This window comes from Corynebacterium breve (assembly GCF_030252165.1).
Taxonomy (GTDB): Bacteria; Actinomycetota; Actinomycetes; order Mycobacteriales; family Mycobacteriaceae; genus Corynebacterium; species Corynebacterium breve.
Genome location: NZ_CP126969.1, coordinates 1,440,154 through 1,458,606, shown reverse-complemented (window position 1 = coordinate 1,458,606; position 18,453 = coordinate 1,440,154). Strand labels below are relative to the sequence as shown.

Annotated in this window: 11 protein-coding genes; 7 read left to right on the top strand and 4 right to left on the bottom strand. The window is 58.9% G+C overall.

Annotation, left to right across the window (positions count from 1 at the left end; all coding sequences use genetic code 11):
* Positions 1-18: 18 nt before the first annotated feature.
* From smc to ffh, 3 genes are all read left to right on the top strand, one after another.
* The gene (gene smc / locus QP027_RS07145; RefSeq protein WP_284823632.1) at positions 19-3,522 is read left to right on the top strand and encodes a chromosome segregation protein SMC; all 3,504 of its coding nucleotides are present in this window, start codon (positions 19-21) and stop codon (positions 3,520-3,522) included.
* Between the two features lie 39 nt (positions 3,523-3,561).
* Positions 3,562-5,442 carry a signal recognition particle-docking protein FtsY gene (gene ftsY / locus QP027_RS07140; protein WP_284823630.1) on the top strand — a complete coding sequence of 627 codons (1,881 nt, stop codon included), beginning with the start codon at positions 3,562-3,564 and terminating at the stop codon, positions 5,440-5,442.
* Between the two features lie 137 nt (positions 5,443-5,579).
* Positions 5,580-7,235, top strand: coding sequence for a signal recognition particle protein (gene ffh / locus QP027_RS07135; RefSeq protein WP_284823628.1), 1,656 nt, complete (start codon positions 5,580-5,582; stop codon positions 7,233-7,235).
* Between the two features lie 67 nt (positions 7,236-7,302).
* Here the strand turns inward: ffh and QP027_RS07130 are convergent, their stop codons facing one another.
* Together QP027_RS07130 and QP027_RS07125 are read right to left on the bottom strand one after the other, a co-directional pair.
* Positions 7,303-9,423: an acyltransferase family protein gene (locus tag QP027_RS07130; protein WP_284823626.1), complete on the bottom strand. Its 2,121-nt coding sequence runs from the start codon at positions 9,421-9,423 to the stop codon at positions 7,303-7,305.
* Between the two features lie 21 nt (positions 9,424-9,444).
* The gene (locus QP027_RS07125; protein ID WP_284823625.1) at positions 9,445-11,541 is read right to left on the bottom strand and encodes an acyltransferase family protein; all 2,097 of its coding nucleotides are present in this window, start codon (positions 11,539-11,541) and stop codon (positions 9,445-9,447) included.
* Between the two features lie 319 nt (positions 11,542-11,860).
* Here QP027_RS07125 and rpsP point away from each other — a divergent pair, with 319 nt between their 5' ends.
* Positions 11,861-12,370 carry a 30S ribosomal protein S16 gene (rpsP, locus tag QP027_RS07120; RefSeq protein ID WP_284823624.1) on the top strand — a complete coding sequence of 170 codons (510 nt, stop codon included), beginning with the start codon at positions 11,861-11,863 and terminating at the stop codon, positions 12,368-12,370.
* 70 nt (positions 12,371-12,440) lie between these two features.
* Positions 12,441-12,962, top strand: a complete 522-nt coding sequence (locus QP027_RS07115; RefSeq protein ID WP_284823623.1) for an NUDIX hydrolase — start codon at positions 12,441-12,443, stop codon at positions 12,960-12,962.
* A 7-nt stretch (positions 12,963-12,969) separates the two neighbouring features.
* Here QP027_RS07115 and QP027_RS07110 read toward each other — a convergent pair whose 3' ends face one another.
* Entirely contained in the window at positions 12,970-13,380 is a 411-nt protein-coding gene (locus QP027_RS07110) for a cupin domain-containing protein (protein ID WP_284823622.1), read from the bottom strand.
* A 48-nt stretch (positions 13,381-13,428) separates the two neighbouring features.
* Here QP027_RS07110 and rimM point away from each other — a divergent pair, with 48 nt between their 5' ends.
* Positions 13,429-13,929 (top strand): ribosome maturation factor RimM, encoded by a 501-nt coding sequence (rimM, locus tag QP027_RS07105; protein ID WP_284823621.1) that lies wholly within the window; start codon positions 13,429-13,431, stop codon positions 13,927-13,929.
* 10 nt (positions 13,930-13,939) lie between these two features.
* Here rimM and QP027_RS07100 read toward each other — a convergent pair whose 3' ends face one another.
* A complete protein-coding gene (locus QP027_RS07100; RefSeq protein WP_284823620.1) occupies positions 13,940-14,563 on the bottom strand; it encodes a DUF4232 domain-containing protein in 624 nt (207 codons plus the stop codon).
* A 380-nt stretch (positions 14,564-14,943) separates the two neighbouring features.
* Between QP027_RS07100 and QP027_RS07095 the strand changes: the two genes are divergently transcribed.
* Entirely contained in the window at positions 14,944-18,411 is a 3,468-nt protein-coding gene (locus QP027_RS07095) for a SpaA isopeptide-forming pilin-related protein (protein WP_284823617.1), read from the top strand.
* Positions 18,412-18,453 lie beyond the last annotated feature (42 nt).

Genomic DNA, 18,453 nt, shown 5'->3' with positions numbered 1-18,453 from the left:
GAGTGTTAAAATGCCCCGGTGCACCTAAAATCGTTGACGCTCAAGGGATTCAAGTCCTTCGCGTCTGCGACGACCATGAAATTCGAGCCAGGCATTTGCGCCGTGGTAGGGCCAAACGGCTCCGGCAAATCGAATGTGGTCGATGCGCTCGCCTGGGTGATGGGCGAGCAGGGTGCGAAAACCTTGCGCGGCGGCAAGATGCAAGACGTCATCTTCGCTGGCGCAGGCAATCGTAGCCCGCTGGGACGTGCGGAAGTTACTCTGACTTTTGATAACTCCGATGGGCACCTGCCGATCGATTTCACGGAAGTGGCCATTACGCGACGGATGTTCCGCGATGGCGCTTCGGAGTACGAGATCAACGGCTCGAAGGCACGCCTCATGGACATCCAGGAGCTTCTAAGCGACTCGGGAATTGGCCGCGAAATGCACGTCATCGTGGGGCAGGGAAAGCTCTCCGAGATCCTAGAATCACGCCCGGAGGAGCGCCGTGCGTTCATTGAAGAGGCTGCAGGCGTGCTGAAGCACCGTCGCCGCAAAGAGAAAGCGCAGCGCAAACTTACCGGTATGCAGGCGAATCTTGACCGTTTGCAGGACCTTACCGACGAGCTGGGCAAGCAGCTCAAACCGCTCGCTCGTCAGGCCGAGGCAGCGCAGCGTGCGGCGACGGTGCAGGCGACGCTGCGCGATTCGCGGTTGAAGCTCGCTGGACACCAGGTGGTGAATTTGCGTGCCAAGCTGAACGACGCCGCCCGCCAGGCCGAAATGCTCGCCGAGCAAGTCGAGGCCGTCACGGAAGCATTGGAAGAGGCAACGGAGCAACAGGAGCTGATTGAGGCTCAACAAGAAGAGGTCGCTCCGCGCGCTGAAGTAGCACAGCAGCTTTGGTTTGCACTCTCGACGCTGGCAGAGCGGGCCAGCGCCACCGTCCGCATCGCTACTGAGCGAGCCTCAAATGTTGGTGCCCAGGTCGCCTATTCCGGCCAAGATCCTGAGGACCTTCAGGCCCGCGCTTTGATCGCCGACGAGCAGTACGCCGAAGCCCTCGCGCTAGCCGAGGAGGCCGCCGAGCGATTAGAGACGATCCGCGAAGAAGTCTCGTTCCGGCAAGATGCAGCCAACGCTGCTGAGGAAGAACACTTAGCGCAGGTCAGGGCAATTGCGGACCGTCGAGAAGGTGTTGTCCGATTGCTCGCACAGGAGGAGAGCCAGGCCCAGGCCGTCCAAGCTGCCGAAGACGAGATCGCCCGACTTGCCGAGACTCTCGATGAAACCCGCGCGCGCACCCAAACGGCCGATCGCGAAGCTACGGACGTGGCCCAACGAGTTGCTGAGTTTGAATCAGCACGCATTCCGTTGGACGAAGCCAACGTCCGCGCCGCGACCGAAGCCTCCGCCGCAGAGAAGCGCTTGGAACAGTTGCGTGACCAGCAGCGTGAACGCGAGCGCTCGGTGTACTCGCTAGAATCGCGCATCGCAACCCTGGAAGAATCAGCCCCTACTGTGGCCGGTGCTGACGTTCTCGGTACAGATTTTGGGCCGCTAGCGGCTCTTGTGAAAGCCGAGCCAGGCGTCGACCGCGCTTTAGCCGCCGCGTTGGGCACCTTTGCGGAAGCTCTGGCCGGTGAGGTGGGCGAGGGGGTCGTCGACAAGCTTGCCCAGGCTAACCGCACGATCGTCGTCGATGCTTCCGGTTCTGGAGCGCAATGGCGCCTTGACAGCGACGCGCAGGTGTCGTGGTTGCTGGATCACCTGACACTGGAGCCCGCAATCGAAGGCCCCGTGGCGCGTTTGCTTGCCGATGTCGTGCTTGCCGACGACCTCACCGCCGCCCAGAAGATCGTCGCGGAGGATCCGCGTCTGCGCGCGGTCACCAGGGATGGCGTGATCGTGGGCGAAGGCTGGGTCGCCGCGGGCACCGGCCAGACCACTACCGTGGAGGTCACCGCCCAAATTGAGCAGGCTCGCGCGGAACTTGCGACGGCGCGGGAGCAGCTTGAGGAGCTTTTCGGAACCTTCGAAGGAGCAAAAATCGCCGCTGAGGATGCGCGCGTGGCAGCAGCGAGTGCCCGCGCGGCCCTCAATGAACACGATGCCCACGTGGAGGCTTGGCAGCGTGACTATCAGCGACTGAGGAAGCAGTACGAGGTAAACAAAGCCGAGCACGAGCGTGCGGCCCAACGCGCAACCGAAGCTGATGTTCGACTAGCACGGCGTACTGAAGAACTGGCCGAGACTCGCGATCGCCTCTCGCGCGTGGAGGACACGGATCAGCCCGCGGAGCCGTCAACGCACGATCGTGACGAGGCCTCGGCAGCTCTCGCCCAAGTCCGTTCGATGGAGATGGAAGCAACCTTGCAGTACCGCACCGCGCAGCAAAATGCGGAGCAGTTGGCGGGTAAGGGCGATAGTCTTCGTCGTCAAGCAGAACATGAGCGGCAGTCGAAGGCGCGCCACGATGCGGCGATGGCGCGACGCAAAGCCCAAGCCGAACTGGCACACACTGTCGCAGGACACGCGCGTGACCTGGTAGCGCGCATCGACGACGCCCTAGTCCGCGCCACCGCATCGCGCGACGAGCTAACCGCCCAAGTGAAGTCGTTGCAGGTGCGCCTGAGCCAAGCGCGCGACAAGGTCAATGCCACGCGCAATCAACTTTCGCGGCTAACGGATAACGCCCACGCTTCTGATATTGCGCGTTCGCAGGCGCAGGTGCGTATCGACGAAGCGGAGTCCAAAGTGTCCGAGCAGCTTGGGATTGCCATCGCGGACCTGCTGGCCGATTACACCCCATCCGCTGAATTCGATCTGGGTGCGGAACAAAAGCGCTTGAAGCAGGCGGAGAAGGACCTGACCTCGCTGGGCAAGGTGAATCCGCTCGCGCTGGAGGAATACAAGGCGCTGGAAGAGCGCTACAGCTTCCTGTCCACCCAACTTGACGATGTGATCCGCGCGCGCGAAGACCTCACCGGCGTGATCGACGAGGTAGACCACCAAATCCTGACGCTGTTCACCGAGGCATGGTCGGATGTGGAGGCCGAATTCCCGCGAGTCTTCCACACACTTTTCCCTGGCGGCGAAGCGCGCCTGTTGCTGACAGAGCCCGACGACATGTTGGCTACTGGCATTGAGATCGAAGCCCGCCCGCCGGGCAAGAAGGTCAAGCGCCTATCGCTTCTGTCGGGCGGCGAGAAGTCGTTGACTGCACTGGCCTTCCTGGTCGCGATCTTCCGCGCGCGCCCTTCACCGTTTTATGTGATGGATGAGGTTGAGGCGGCACTAGATGATGTGAACCTACGCCGTCTTATCGCGTTGTTTGAGGAACTGCGCAAGGATTCGCAGCTGATCGTCATTACGCACCAGAAGCCGACGATGGACGTGGCCAACGTGCTCTACGGCGTCACGATGCGTGGCGACGGTGTGACCCGCGTAATTTCCCAGCGCATGAGCCCTGCAGGTGCGGCGCCCGCCTCCGATGAAGCAGTGGAATCTTCGAATCGGGATACTTCCTCTGGCAACTAGGGGCGACATTGAGGGGCGAAAGCTGGCACTATTGGGGGCATGAACTCAACGCTTTTGTGGATCCTTATCGCCGTCGTCGTACTGCTGCTCATCATCGTGGGCATCGTTGTTATTGGTAACAACCGGAAGAAGTCCAAGACGATTTCTTTTGAAAAGCAGGATGACCAGCCGAAGGAGCTGACTCAGCAAGAGAAGTCGGGCAACTACCAAGCCCAAGGTGGCTTTAACTTCGCGCCTGCCAACGCGCCGGAGAAAGAACCCGTGCGCGTGGATAAGCCGCTGGATAAACCTACGGCGAAACCTGCGGAAATGCCTGTGGCAAAGCCCGTTGAAGAGCCTGTTGAAAAACAGATTGCGCCTGAGCAGCCTCAGACACGCATTATCGAAGAGACCGTGCCTGAGCCTGTAGCCACCACGGAACCAGTTGAAGGGGCAGAACCGATTCAGCAGGAGCTTGTCGATTCTGAGCTCAACGAGCCTGAGCTGCGTGCAGAGACCTCCGAGGAATCCCAGCGCCTGACCGGAGCTTCCGAGGCTGTTGCTGCCGGCGCTGGCACCGCTGCCGTTGTCGGCGCAGCAGCTGCAGCACACGCAGAAGACGGTGAAGAGGACGGCGAAAAGGACGTAGTCCGCCAAGAAGAACAAGAAGAGCCCGCTGAGGAGATTGAAGTTTCTGAAGAAGCGGTTGAGGCCGCAGAGCACGTGAGCTCGTCCGATACAGTGCAGGGCGAAGCAGACGAAGACGTTGATCTTTCCCCGCTTTTCGACGACCTCGCCGAGGAAACCGTAAACGACCCAGAAACCACCGTGGACGTTGCAAAGCAGCTCGACGAAGCAGAGTCGCATGCCGACGCCGAGGACACCCGCACGGTCGAGGAAGAAGCGCAAGAGGCTGCGGACATCGCCCAGGTCACCGCGGAGGTAGCCGAGGCAGCCCGCGAGCAGACCCCAGTGCCTGAGGGCGAGCCAGCGCCGGCTCCTGCACCGATCGACGACATCGATCCGGCTGCGGGCCGTATCGGCCGCCTGCGTGGTCGTTTGTCCCGCTCCCAAAACGCAATCGGCCAGGGCTTGCTGGGTATTCTCACCGCCGGTGACCTTGACGAAGACGCGTGGGAAGATATCGAAGATACCCTCATCATGGCGGACCTTGGCGCGGAGCTGACCATGAAGGTCACCGACTCCCTGCGCGAGAAGATCGCCGAGCGTGGTGTGTCCAGCGAGGAGGAAGCCCGCGCAATGCTGCGTGAGACGCTCATCGAGGCAGGCCGACCTGACATGGATCGCTCTATCAAGGCAATGCCGGTCGACGGCAAGCCGGCAGTCATCTTGGTCGTCGGTGTTAACGGCACCGGTAAGACCACCACTACCGGCAAGCTCGCCCGCGTGCTTGTATCCATGGGGCACAAGGTAGTCCTCGGTGCTGCGGATACGTTCCGCGCGGCAGCAGCCGACCAGCTTGAGACCTGGGGTCGTCGCGTCGGTGCAGAAACCGTGCGTGGCCCAGAGGGTGCTGACCCAGCGTCCGTTGCCTTCGACGCGGTGGCCCGAGGCGTAGAGCAGCAGGCCGACGTGGTCATGATCGACACCGCTGGACGCCTCCACACCGCGACTGGTCTGATGGATCAGCTGGGTAAGGTCAAGCGCGTAGTCGAGAAGAAATCCCAGGTAGACGAGGTGCTCTTGGTGCTTGATGCAACCGTGGGTCAAAACGGTTTGACCCAGGCGCGTGTCTTCCGCGATGTCGTCGACATCACCGGTGTGGTCCTGACCAAGCTTGACGGCACCGCAAAGGGTGGCATTGTTTTCCAGGTGCAAGAGGAACTCGGTGTGCCGGTCAAGCTCGTCGGTCTAGGCGAGGGCGCGGACGACCTCGCCCCGTTTGAGGTAGAGGGATTCGTCGACGCATTGTTGGGCTAAGCCACAACAAGCCACAACACCGAATCACGACACCGAAGATTCGAACACGGAAATCCGGCGACGGAATGTGACCTTAATATAGGTCACACGCTAGGCTGGATGCATTCATTATCTAACCATCAAGGGAGTGTGGAAACGTGTTCGAGTCACTGTCCGACCGCCTACAAACAGCTCTGACTGGTCTGCGCGGCAAGGGCAAGCTCACCGAGGCAGATATCAATGCCACCGCCCGTGAGATTCGACTCGCCTTACTTGAGGCGGACGTTTCTCTACCTGTGGTCAAAGCGTTTATCAAGCGCATCAAGGAACGCGCCAATGGTGCGGATGTCTCTGAAGCCCTGAATCCTGCGCAGCAGGTAGTCAAGATCGTCAATGAGGAACTGACCAATATCCTCGGTGGCGAAACCCGTCGCCTGAACTTGGCCAAAAACCCGCCGACTGTCATCATGCTGGCCGGTTTGCAAGGTGCCGGAAAGACCACCCTGGCCGGTAAGCTGTCCAAACACTTGGCCAAGGACGGACACACCCCGATGCTGGTGGCTTGTGACCTCCAGCGCCCGGGTGCTGTGCAGCAGCTCCAGATCGTCGGTGAGCGAGCAGGCGTAAAGACCTTCGCGCCTGACCCTGGTACTTCCATCGACTCGCACGATCATGAGATGGGCACCTCCCACGGTGACCCCGTCGCGGTCGCATTGGCGGGTATCGAAGAAGCCAAGCGCGCACAGCACGACGTGGTCATCATCGATACCGCAGGTCGCTTAGGCATCGACGAAACCCTGATGACCCAGGCGCGCAACATCCGCGACGCGGTCAACCCTGATGAAGTGCTTTTCGTCATCGATGCCATGATCGGCCAGGACGCCGTGACCACTGCTCAGGCCTTCGCCGAGGGCGTGGATTTCACCGGCGTTGTCCTGACCAAGCTCGACGGTGACGCCCGTGGTGGTGCAGCGCTGTCGATCCGTGAAGTCACAGGCAAGCCGATCCTCTTTGCGTCCACCGGCGAGAAGCTGGAAGACTTCGACGTTTTCCACCCAGACCGCATGGCTAGTCGCATCCTGGGCATGGGCGACGTCCTCTCGCTTATCGAGCAGGCCGAAGCCGTCATGGATCAAGAGAAGGCCGAACAGGCCGCCATGAAGCTGGGCACCGGCGAGCTAACGCTTGAGGACTTCCTGGACCAGCTCCTCATGGTCCGCCGCATGGGACCGATCGGCAATCTGCTCAAGATGATGCCTGGCGGCAAGCAGATGAACGAGATGGCGGATATGGTCGACGAGAAGCAGCTCGACCGCATCCAGGCCATCATCCGCGGTATGACTCCTGCCGAACGCGAGGATCCCAAGATTCTCAACGCTTCTCGACGAAAGCGTATCGCCAACGGTTCCGGCGTGGCCGTGGCCGATGTGAACCAGCTTGTCGAGCGTTTCTTCGAAGCCAAGAAGATGATGGGCAAGATGGCCAGCCAGTTCGGCATGGGCGGCCCAGGCATGGGTGGGCGTAGCGCTACCAAGAAGAAGCCGAAGGGCCGCAAGGGCAAAAACGGCAAGCGCAAGCCGGTGAAGAACCGTCGTGGCGGCATGGGCGGCGGTATGCCGGGCATGCCAAGCGGAATGCCAGACCTAGCTGAGCTGGAGAAGATGCAGCAGCAGATGGGCGGTGGAATGCCAGGTATGCCAGGCGCAATGCCGGGAATGCCAGGTGGCAAGCAAATGCCACAGGGCATGGAAGGCATCGACCTGAATAACTTGGACTTCAACGAAGCAATGAAGCGCATGGGCAAAGGCAAGTAACAACAAAGGCGTCTGGACACGAAAGTCCAGGCGCTTTGTCCTTTACGACGACCTCCCGGGCCGCCAGCTACGCCACAAACGGCTCGATGATTGGCCGAAGCAGCGGGATCGCGGACACCGCGAACGCGTTGGTGATGTGGTGCATATCGCGGTAGACCACAATATTTCCGATCACGGCGGGGCAGTAGACCTCGTCGCAGAAGAAATTTGCCGTGTCTACGGGGATCATGTTCGGCATCGATTGGAGAATAGTCGCCGAAGGATCGACCGGGGCGTAGGCCTTTTCGCGCAGCATGCCGCACTCGATCGCGTCGTGCTTTTCCGACCAGCACTGCGAGGTGTTTCGTGGCTCGCCGTCTTGGTCGATGCCCCACGGATTATCCCGCAGACCAACAAATGGAATCTCGTTATCCGCCAGGATCTGCCAAAACTCCGGGTAGCCGGCAGGTACTACGTCAGGGCCTTCGCCGCGCCCACGTTCGTCGGGGCGCGTTGTCGTAGAGACCACTAGGTCGGGGTCTTCGTCGATAATGCGGTCAATGACCATCGCTCCGTAGTCGGCACACATCGTCGATACGCCACTGGTGTTGCCGGCGACGATGGGGCAGGCGGCGCGGACATCGATCAGCACGCGAAAGCCCATCTCTTGCCCCATGATGTCAAAGGCTGACACCCACTGCTCAGCGTGTGATCCGCCCACAATGTAGACGGTTTTCTCGGCTTCGCGGTCGCCGTAGATGCACGGTGTTTTGCCGTCCTTGCGGTTTTCGATCGGCAGATGAAGGGGCATCTCTTCGGGGTAGAAACAGTGATCGCCAATGGGCCAACCGTATTCGCCGCCGGGGACTTGCTCGGTCGGGACAGGTTTTGCGGGAGGTACCTCCGCGCCGTGAAGAGCCATCGCACCGGGGTACTCGTGCGGGTCCAAAAGCACGTTGCCACGTTCAGGAGACCCGGCCATGTACAGCGGCTGCACCGCGAAGAGCGCTGCCACCAGGCCTGCGATCACAACGCCACCGATGGCCCGGCGCATCCCGGCTAACGTACCCAAGCTTGCGTGGGCGCGGGCGAGGGGGTCGTCGTTAAGCGTTGGTCTTTTGGCGTGCTGTTGCAGGGGCTTTTCGACGAAGCGGTACGTGATCTGCGCCAGCGCCAACGAGACAACGACGATGATGACACCCAGCCACCAGGAGGGGCGGTCTTGATCGAGCTCGTTGGTGGCGATGATAAGCAGCGGCCAATGCCACAGATAGAGCGAATACGCGGTGCGCCCCAGCCACTGTGCAGGCGCAGACGCTAGCAGCTGTGACGCCCCGCCCCCGCCGGCCAGGATGACTAACGCGGCACCACCAATCGGCAGTAATGCTGCCGGTCCAGGGAACATCAGCGAGGACGGAACGACAAATCCGGTGGACACGACCATGCCCAAACCCAGCCAGGTCGCAGCCGAACGCAGGCGCTGCGGAATGCGGATGTACTTGCCGTAGATGGCTAGTACGCCACCGAGTGCGAGCTCCCAGGAGCGGGAGAAAAACGAGTAGTAGCTCTCTGGCGTGCCCACCCACCCGTGGCGCGCGGCCCAGCCGAAGGACACGACAGTGACCACGACCAATAGCGGGCCGACGCCTTTCTCCACGACCCTGTGGCCATTGAGGCTGCGGCGCACCAGCCACGCGACCAGCACTCCGAGGGCGATTGCGACAAGATAGAACTGGCCCTGCACACTCATCGACCACAGGTGCTGCAGCGGTGAGGTATCGGGGCTGGCGGCCTCGTAGTCTGCGTTTTGGCGAGGCAGTTCTAGGTTGATTGTGTAAGTTAGCGCCGCGGTGAGTTGCCGTACTGTCTCCTCGCGGATCAAATACGGTGTGAGCAGCTGCATGATTGCCCAGGTTGTGCCCAGGACAACCGCCAGTGCTGGGACAAGCCTGCGGATCGTGCGCCACAGTGGCCACCACGGATTCAAGCGGGCACCGGATCGCACCGCGTAGCGCAGCTGCGAGCCGAGGAAGAAATATCCCGAAAGCATCAAGAAAACGTCCACGCCGCCGGAGACGCGCCCGACGAAAACGTGGAAGATGACGACAAGCGCGATCGCAACGCCCCGCAACCCATCGAGGTCGTGCCGATAGGTCGAGGTGGGGGAAGTGGCGGAAGCCCCGGGGCGTGCGGGTGCGGAAACAGTCACAGAGAAAGTGCTTTCACAACGCTAGTTTTTGCTGGACTGCCCAAGTATAGGACCAACGTGTTCCCAAACGGTTTCGGCAGTCGATTCAGCAAACGCGTTGGACAGGTGGTTGGTGTCGCGGTAAACGTAAATGTTGCCGATGACCGGCGGGCAAAGGCCGTCGGTGCAGAACCAGTCCACGGTGTCCACGCTTGTGGCCAGGGGCATCTCGGCCAGGATCGGCGCGGCTGGGTCTTGGGGCGCGTAGACCTTCTCTAACGGCATGGAACATTCCTCCATGTCGTCGAACTCGATCATGCAGTGGTTCGGGTCGCGGGGAAGCCCCTCGGGATCGAAGAACCATGGATTGTCACGCAGACCCAAAAATGGGATCTGGTGCTCGTTGAGGACGTTCCAGAAGTTGGTGTAGCCCACCGGCACAATATCGGGACCCTGGCCGATCTCCCCACCGGGGCGAGTGGAGTTAGACACAACAAGGTCGGGGTCGATGTCGAGCAGCGCTTGTAGCACGTTGTCGTTCCACTGGGCGCACTCTAGGATGATCTCGTTCATATCGTCGAGCACCATCGGGCAGTCTTGGCGAATAAACGGTATCACCCGGAAGCCGTGTTCCCTGCCCAGCTGGTCTAGAGGCATGCCCCACGTCTCGGCGTGGGAGCCACCGACGAGCACTACGGTTTGTTCGGCGCTAACATCGCCAAGCCAGCATTCGGGGCCTTGGAGCTGCTCGGTGTCGTCATACATCAATGACATGCAGCCCATCTCGCTGATCGGCGGATAGATACCCGCGATCAGCGATGGATCGGGCTCTGCCTTCGCCCGTGGTACGTGTGCGCCGAACTGCGCTGCTAGCCCGGGGTAGCGGGCAGGGTCCAACGCATCGTCGGCATGCTCGGTGCGCGCGGCCCAGACCGGCTGAATGGACAAGATTCCCAGCAGGAGTGCTGCGACTACAGCCCCTCCCGCGGCACGCCGTTTGCCGACGACCGTACGCAGCGATTCCTTACCCCGCTGCACCGGCTGATCTGCGGTGGTCGGGCGCTTTGCATGCTGACGCAGCGGCGCCTCAACGTACTTGTGCGTGAAATGCGCGAGCACAAGCGATGCCACAACGACAAGCACGCCGAGCCACACCGGCGGGGTGTTGTGCACCGTCATCGCGGTGGTGATGATGAGCAGCGGCCAGTGCCACAGGTAGAGCGAGTAGGCGATATCACCCAACCAGGTAGCCGACTTGGACCCGAGCATGCGGGTCATCCAGTGATCGCCACTGCTGATGATGACCAACACCGCACCGGTCAGCGGCAGCAGGGCCAACGGTCCGGGAAACGCCAGCGACGTTGTGATCACAAAGCCAGTAATCGTGATCATCACGACGCCGAGTAGCGACGTCCACGGTGCGATGCGCTTAGGAACTGTCACTCGGTATACCACCAGTGCCAGCACGGCCCCCAGCGTCATCTCCCACATGCGGGAGAACAACGAGTAGTAGTTGTCCGCGGTACCGATAATCCCGTAGCGCGACGCGTACACAAACGACGCCACGGTGATCACACCGAGGATGATCGCGCTCGCGCGGCGCACCTTCTCATCGGGCACGTTTTTGCGCTGCGAAAACCATGCGACAGCAAGCGCAAACAAGATGGCGAACAGGTAGAACTGGCCCTGCACACTCATGGACCACAGGTGCTGCAGCGGGGAGGTGTCCACACTCGCCGCGGAGTACGCGGCGTCTTGGGCCATGAGCTCCCAGTTAAGGTAGTACAATACCGCGGCGGTGAGCTGGGTGGTCAGCTCCGGGGCGATCAACTGCGGGGCAAAGACTAAGGCCAGGACAAACGTCGCTGCGATGACCACCGCCAAAGCCGGTAAGAGTCTGCGCATTGTGCGCCAGATTGGCCACCACGGGTTCAAGCTTGCTCCACGGCGCATCGCGTAACGCAGCTGGGAGCCTAAAAAGAAATAGCCCGACAAGAGCAAGAACACGTCCACGCCACCGGAAACTCGTCCGACGAACACGTGGAAGAGAACAACTAGGGCGATCGCATAGCCGCGCAGGCCATCAAGATCGTAACGGTAGGTGGAGGATCGCGTGGTGCTTGTTGGTTTGGAAGTCATGCCTCAATCACTTAGAAATCGCTCACACTATTTAAGGAATCACGTCGACTCTATCCCGAACACTCACCGCGCATGCAACACGGGAAGGTATCAAGGCTAAAGCAAGGAAACCGTGGTTTGGTTCCAGCCGGGGTAGGCGGGTACCCTTACTCGAGTTGTCTACTTTGTAGGCCAACGCCCAATTTCATACTGCGTACGCACCGTCCCCGAGTACGCTCGGCCGGTCGAGTCACGCGCAGATAAATCCCAAGGGTTGAACCGGCTCGTCGAAAAGCATGGCGAGCGTCCGAACTGCCCAGTGACCGTAAAGGAAACATTCATGGCTGTAAAAATCAAGCTGCAGCGTCTTGGTAAGATCCGCAACGCACAGTACCGCGTTGTTGTTGCTGACGCTCGTACCCGTCGCGATGGCCAGGTCATCGAGAACATCGGCATCTACCACCCAAAGGAAGAGCCATCCCTGATCCAGATCGACTCTGAGCGCGCACAGTACTGGCTGGGCGTTGGCGCACAGCCAACCGAGGCTGTCGCGGCACTGCTCAAGGTCACCGGCGACTGGCAGAAGCACAAGGGCCTCGACGGTGCAGAAGGCACCCTCAAGGTTGCTGAAGAGAAGGCATCCAAGCTCGACCTGTTCAACCAGGCGCTGGAAGAGGCTAACAACGGCCCAACCGCTGAGGCAATCACCGAGAAGCGCAAGAAGGCTAAGGAAGAGGCAGAGCTCAAGGCTGCTGCTGAAGCTGAGGCCGCTGCAAAGGCAGAGGCTGATGCAGCTGCTGCAGAAGAGGCTGCGGAGGAAGCTCCAGCTGAGGAAGAAGCTGCAGAGTAAATCTGCTTAGGCTTGTGAATCCGTCCACACCGAGAGATCGGTGCGGGCGGATCTTCTTTATGGTGGAGGCGTGAGTATCGAGAAGTGGGACGTCTACGATGTCCACCGCAACCGCACCGGCAAGATCGTGGACAGGGGCACCCCGCACGGGCCGGGCGAGTTCCACTTGGTGGTGACGCTGTGCCTTTTCGACGAGCGTGGTCGGATGCTCATTCAACGTCGTAGTGACGAAAAAGAGCTGTGGCCCGGCCTGTGGGATGTCACCGTCGGAGGAAGTGCCGTGGCCGGCGAGAACTCACAGGAGGCGATGCAGCGCGAGACTTTTGAGGAGCTCGGTATTGCGCTAGATTTCTCCAGGCTGCGGCCGGCGTTTACCGCGAACTATCGGAACGGCTTTGACGATGTGTACGTGCTGCGCCACCCAGTTGCGCTGGCAACGTTGGCGATTCCTAACCGGGAGGTCGTCGCTGCCACGTGGGCTACGCGCAGTGAAGTCGCCGAGCTCATCCGGGCGGGACAGTTTTTGAACTACCGGGCGAGTTTTATCGACTTTGCCTGGGATTTCATCGACCGCACAGACGTTTTCGCTTGACGACGACCTACTGGTGACGCTCGCCAGTGAGCATCGTGAGCAGGAGGATGTTGTTCTCCTCGGGTGCCTGATCGGGGCAGTAGACAGCGTGCGGGACATAGGCGCGCAGGTGGTAGATTTCGCCCGGTTTCATGGGGATGCGCTTGCCGTCGCACTCGAAGTCCAGCTCGCCGGAGATGCACTGCACCGTGATCGGGTGGGCCGCTTTGTGATCGGGAAGGTCCTGGCCGGGGCAGAAGTTGAACACGATGAAGTTCGCGCCGTCGCCCTGGAGCAGACGCTTGACCGCAGGGCGGGGGCGGGCGGGATTGGGGGCGGGGGCGTCGTCGACAAGCGAGAGCACCGTTGTGCCTATGGCCGTGTCGTGCTGATCGGCGTCGCCGAAGATTTCGGGGGAGTTAATCGGCAGGTTGTCCATAGGCCCACCTTACAGTGGTGGGAGGGGCAATCGTCTACAGTATTGTCCATGGAGCTGCAGATCGGACGCGTGATTAAATCCCACGGAATTCGCGGGGAAGTAGTTGTCGATGCCACCACAGATGAGCCTGACGTGCGCTTTGCTATCGACGAGGTACTGCGCGGCAAGCAGGCGGGCAAAGAACACTCCCTGACCGTGGAAACGGTGCGTCCGCACAAAGGGCGGCTGCTAATCAAGTTCCGCGAAGTGCCTGATCGCACCATGGCGGAAACCCTGCGTGGCACCGTGTTTTGGGCAGAGCCTTTGGAGTCGGCTGACGACGACGAAGGGTTCTACGATCACGAGCTGATCGGGCTGCGCGTGATTCGCGACGGTGGCGATATCGGCGAGGTGACCGGGGTAATGCATACGCCGGGTCGCCAAATTCTGGAGGTAGACGTGGACGGGCGCGAAGTACTCGTGCCCTTTGTCTACGACATCGTTCCCGAGGTGGATACGGGCGAGGGATTTTTGATTGTTACCCCGCCCGAGGGCTTGTTTGAGGAATAAGCTTTGAGGACTAAGCGACTGGTCCGACGTTGAGAATCGATAGCTCGGGGTTTGCGCAGCCAGTCAGACCTGGGACGGCGACGTAGGAGGAGTTGGTGTTTCCGGGAGGGAAGACGCGCAAGCCGTCAGCTGGGGTGGGCTGGCATTCGGCTTCGTCGTAGGCACCGGCCTGGGAAATCGTGACGGTGAAGGTGGCGACGTCGCCGTCTTTGAGCTCGACATAATCGGTGCCGCGGTTTTCGCGATTGGCAGGCGCGCCGATCTGGGTGCCGTTGCCGCCACCGACGATGCTCACACCGGGGAAACCGATCATTTGGCAGTCTTTGCCGGAGGTGTTTTTCAACTCGAGGTCAAGGATGCGACTGCCGGCTGCGCCTTGTTCGCCAGCCACGGTGAGCTCAAGGCCTTCGGTGATGCACGCACCCTTCGCGGTGTTCGCGGTGACATCATCTGCGCGGTGGCCCTGCTCGTCCGGTGCCATGTCGGGGGACGGGGACTCTGAGGGCAGGTCATTCTGCAAGACCTCGGGCTCAGCGGTAGGTGTTGCTGAGCCTTGATCGCCGCCGGTGCCGCATGCGGTGAGGGCGAGCGTGGTGAGAAGGAGCGCAGGGATGATTAGATCTCGAGTTTTCATGTGCATCAGTATGTTGCAATTACGGGGGCTTACCGGGGAGCGACTCGGGATGCCCTGGGGGTATCTGAGCGTCCACCCTAACTCTCTCAGGAGATTCTTGGTGAAAACATTTTGTGATCAAAATTAGGTCTGAACTTAAAGTTGCCGTAAAGCCGACTGAAGCGAGCGGACAGTGTTACTAGCTGGCACTTCGGTATTTTAGCTTTCGTCGCCAAATAGGAACGTCTGAATAGTTTGCGTTATCTCGAATGGCGGTAAAAGGTCGTCCCATTTATGGGGATGTACAAATGTGACCAGTTGCACTGTCACATAAGTTGGAAAGCTTGACAGGTTGTCTTAAGGTACCTACTAGATCACATTTTTACTGAAGGGTAACCAGGATGGCTTTCCACGATTTCACAGGAACTCGTAAGCAGTTCCGCGAATACGGAAAAATAGTTTCCTCACTTGCGCTTACGCTGTTTATTGTGTTCGCTACCGTCTATGTGGCGGCACCTTCTAACGCTGTGCCCGAGGAGGCGGCCGCCACGGATTCGATGAGCGTGTTCGATGATCCGAGCCTGGACGCTGCATATGAGGATCTGATGGCTCCCGAAGAGGTGGCGTCTGAGGAGACAGCACCTGTAGAAGAAGCGACGTCGCCTGAGATTGACTCACCGAGCATTGATGGAGAGGCGGTCGAGCCCAGCCTTCTGGACGGGGAAGCGGCTGATCCAGCTCTTGCTGAATTGACGGCAACAGAGCAAATGATGGGCACGATGGGGATGGTCTCGCCGATGGCTCTAACCACCGGCGGAAACTTTGAATGTACGCCGGGTAAGTTCTATGCGATCAACGCTCAAGGCGATGTGTATCCGGTGACTTATGCATCTGGCGGATTCACTACATCTCAAACCTCTGATACACGGTTCATACCGTACTATTCGAACACTCAGATGAACGGATTAGCGATTGGTGCAGGTGGTACGACGGCTTTTGCTTATGAACGAACAGGATCCTCCATTCGAGTGTACGAATGGACTACTGGCCAGGAGTCAATTAGTGCATCTACAGCTACGTCATTCACCGTTCCAGCCACGATTCGGGGAGAATCTTTTGGCTCTGGAAAATTCATTGCGGGCGGCACAAACCCTGTCGATTCGAGTGGTTACTACATGGGTGGGTACTCCACGGCATCGACTACTACTGAGAAAGTAATCAAGGAAGGCTACTGGAAAGATGGGGGCACCAGCCAGCAGTGGCAGTCAGATTGGCGCTACGTATGGCTTGGGTACTACGACTACTACGGGTACCCCGTTTATGACTGGAGAGATTACGGCAGGTATGTAACGGTTGAAAACCCCGACGTATGGGTTCCACCCGTGGTCGAAACGACCACAGTAACACAGGTTCGATTCAACCTGTACAAATACGATTCCTTGTCAAACCAAACACAGTATGTGGGCTATGTTCCGGTTTATGAAACCACTGGGTCTGTAGCAGGTGCAAATGGTGACCTGGCGTTTGACCAAGAAGGAAACATGTACATCTTGTTTCACGATAGTGCAAGCACTGTTCGACTCGTTCCAGTCTTGAGCGAAACGCTCGCTGAGGCTGAAGTCGGCCTTGGTTCAAACGATCGTACGGCCAACGAATACTACGAAATTAAGCCGCAAGAGTCGACGACCCTTAACGTCACTGGTGCGACTGGAACACAGTTTAACGGTTTGGCCTTCAACTACGACGGAAACATCATTGTAGAAAACAGCGCATACGGCGATCCACCAACGATGCGCCTAATCGATCCGAATACAGGCCAGGTGATTGCTAGAACTGATCTACCTAAAACGTTTCAAGCTTGGGATTCGTATTATGGGTACTACTACACCGAAAACACTTGGACCTACGGTACAGACTTGGCGTCCTGCACAGGTTTTCCAACTGTTGAATTGAAGAAAGACGTCGAATCTCGTGTGAACGAGGCTGACCAGTTCAAGCTTGAAATCCTACGTGCAAGTGATATGACGACTCCAAAGGTTGTGGGCAGTGCGACGACTGAAGGAACCGATCTTGGGGTCCAGGACGAACAGGCCGGTCCAGTGCCTGCGGTCTCTGGAAAGACGTATAGGATTCGCGAAGTCGGAGCTTCGGAGCCCGGCTCTGATCAACCGCCTGCAGATTTGGTCGACTACCAAACGACACTTCGATGTGTGAATACTTCTACAAACAGCGACGTTCCGGTTACTCGCGTGGCGGGGACTATGAACGAGTGGCAATTTACAGTCCCAACGGCGACTCGCTTTGACATTCCAATCGTCTCGTGTACTTACGTAAATGCAAGCGCAGTTACCGATGTCGAATGGACCAAGCTCGGTGAAACGCGAGGGGGTGACCCTACTCCACTTCGCGGAACTACGTGGACCCTAGTTCGAAAGGACGTTGCGGGAGACAAGTCGTATACGATCAACGACTGCTTTGTTGAAGGAAGCACTGATCCGAAAGCATGCCTAGCGGGTGACGTTATGGATGTGAATCCTGCAGCAGGTGAGTTCAAGTTGCAAGGGCTTCCGTATGGCTCGTACGAGCTCACAGAGGCTACGAGCCCAGAGGGGTACAAACTCCTGAAGGAGCCCGTAAAGTTTGAACTGAATGCTCAGACTGCCGCTTCAAAATTACTCAGACTTCCTGACCTACTGAATGAACTTGACTTAGGTGAACTGACTTGGACCAAAATCGATAGCAATGGCAAAGAATTGTCTGGCTCCGAATGGATCCTTACCGGTCCAAATGATTCCGGTAAAGAAATCGCGGTAACGGATAACACAGGTCAGTCTGACTACGAAGGTGTTGACACTGATCCAAGGCCTGGCAAGTTCAAGGTAATCGACCTTGACCTTGGCAAGTACACTTTGGAGGAAGTGAAAGCTCCTGACGGCTATATCAAGAGAACTGCTCCGGTAGCCACTCTTGAGATAACCTCGACGACCCCAAGCGCGGACTTCGGGGAGATCGAGAATGTGCCAAACAGAATCGATTGGACAAAAGTAGATTCCGAGGAAAACAGCAAGGTTCTTGGTGGCTCGGAATGGTCGCTGAAGAAAACAGGAAGCACGGATACAGCGACTGTCATCGCTGACTGCGTGAGTGCTGGATGTACTGGCCCCGATCTCAATCCGACCCCAGGCGAGTTCTCGCTAGAGGCCGTTCCAGCTGGTACTTACGATCTCTATGAATCGAAGGCCCCTGCGGGCTACGACCTCGACGACAGCGTATGGAGACTTGAGGTAATGGAAGACGGATACGTATTGACCGCTGCCGACGGCACATCTACCAAGGGAACCTTCACAATGTCGGGCGGTGTCGCCTTGGCTGACATCGGCGAATTTGAAAACACCGCTACCACCGGTGCAGTTCTTTGGCAGAAGATAGGCATTCCGTACCTCGATCAGCCGGACACAGTTGTACTTCTCGGAGAATCCGAATGGGAGCTAGTTCCAGTATCTGGTGACGGCGGAGAAGCAACCGGCGACGCTATGACAGTCAAAGACTGTGTTGCGGATACCGCTGACGGTTGCACTGGCCTAGACAAGGATCCTATTGCCGGGCAATTCAATGTCGACGACTTACCACTCGGCTGGTACCGACTCGTTGAGACCAAGGCGCCGCTGGGATTCCTCAAAGACGAGACTCCACGCTTCGTGCAGATTACAAGCGAAGCTCGCACTTTCGACGCAGGACAAATCAAGAACGAGCTAGTCAACACTCAAACCCTTCCTAAGACAGGCGGGATGGGAGTGCTGCCGATTATCGCTTTCGGATCGTTGCTCATGCTTGCAGGCGCGCTCTACGGCCGTCGCCAAGCTCACTAAAGAACAGGAACAGGAAATGAACACACCGTTTACTCAACGACG

Coding starts and splice junctions, on each gene's coding strand:
- ftsY (WP_284823630.1), top strand. CDS start 3,562: ATGAACTCAACGCTTTTGTGGATCCTTATCGCCGTCGTCGTACTGCTG.
- QP027_RS07125 (WP_284823625.1), bottom strand. CDS start 11,541: ATGACTTCCAAACCAACAAGCACCACGCGATCCTCCACCTACCGTTAC.
- rpsP (WP_284823624.1), top strand. CDS start 11,861: ATGGCTGTAAAAATCAAGCTGCAGCGTCTTGGTAAGATCCGCAACGCA.
- QP027_RS07110 (WP_284823622.1), bottom strand. CDS start 13,380: ATGGACAACCTGCCGATTAACTCCCCCGAAATCTTCGGCGACGCCGAT.
- rimM (WP_284823621.1), top strand. CDS start 13,429: ATGGAGCTGCAGATCGGACGCGTGATTAAATCCCACGGAATTCGCGGG.
- QP027_RS07100 (WP_284823620.1), bottom strand. CDS start 14,563: ATGAAAACTCGAGATCTAATCATCCCTGCGCTCCTTCTCACCACGCTC.
- QP027_RS07095 (WP_284823617.1), top strand. CDS start 14,944: ATGGCTTTCCACGATTTCACAGGAACTCGTAAGCAGTTCCGCGAATAC.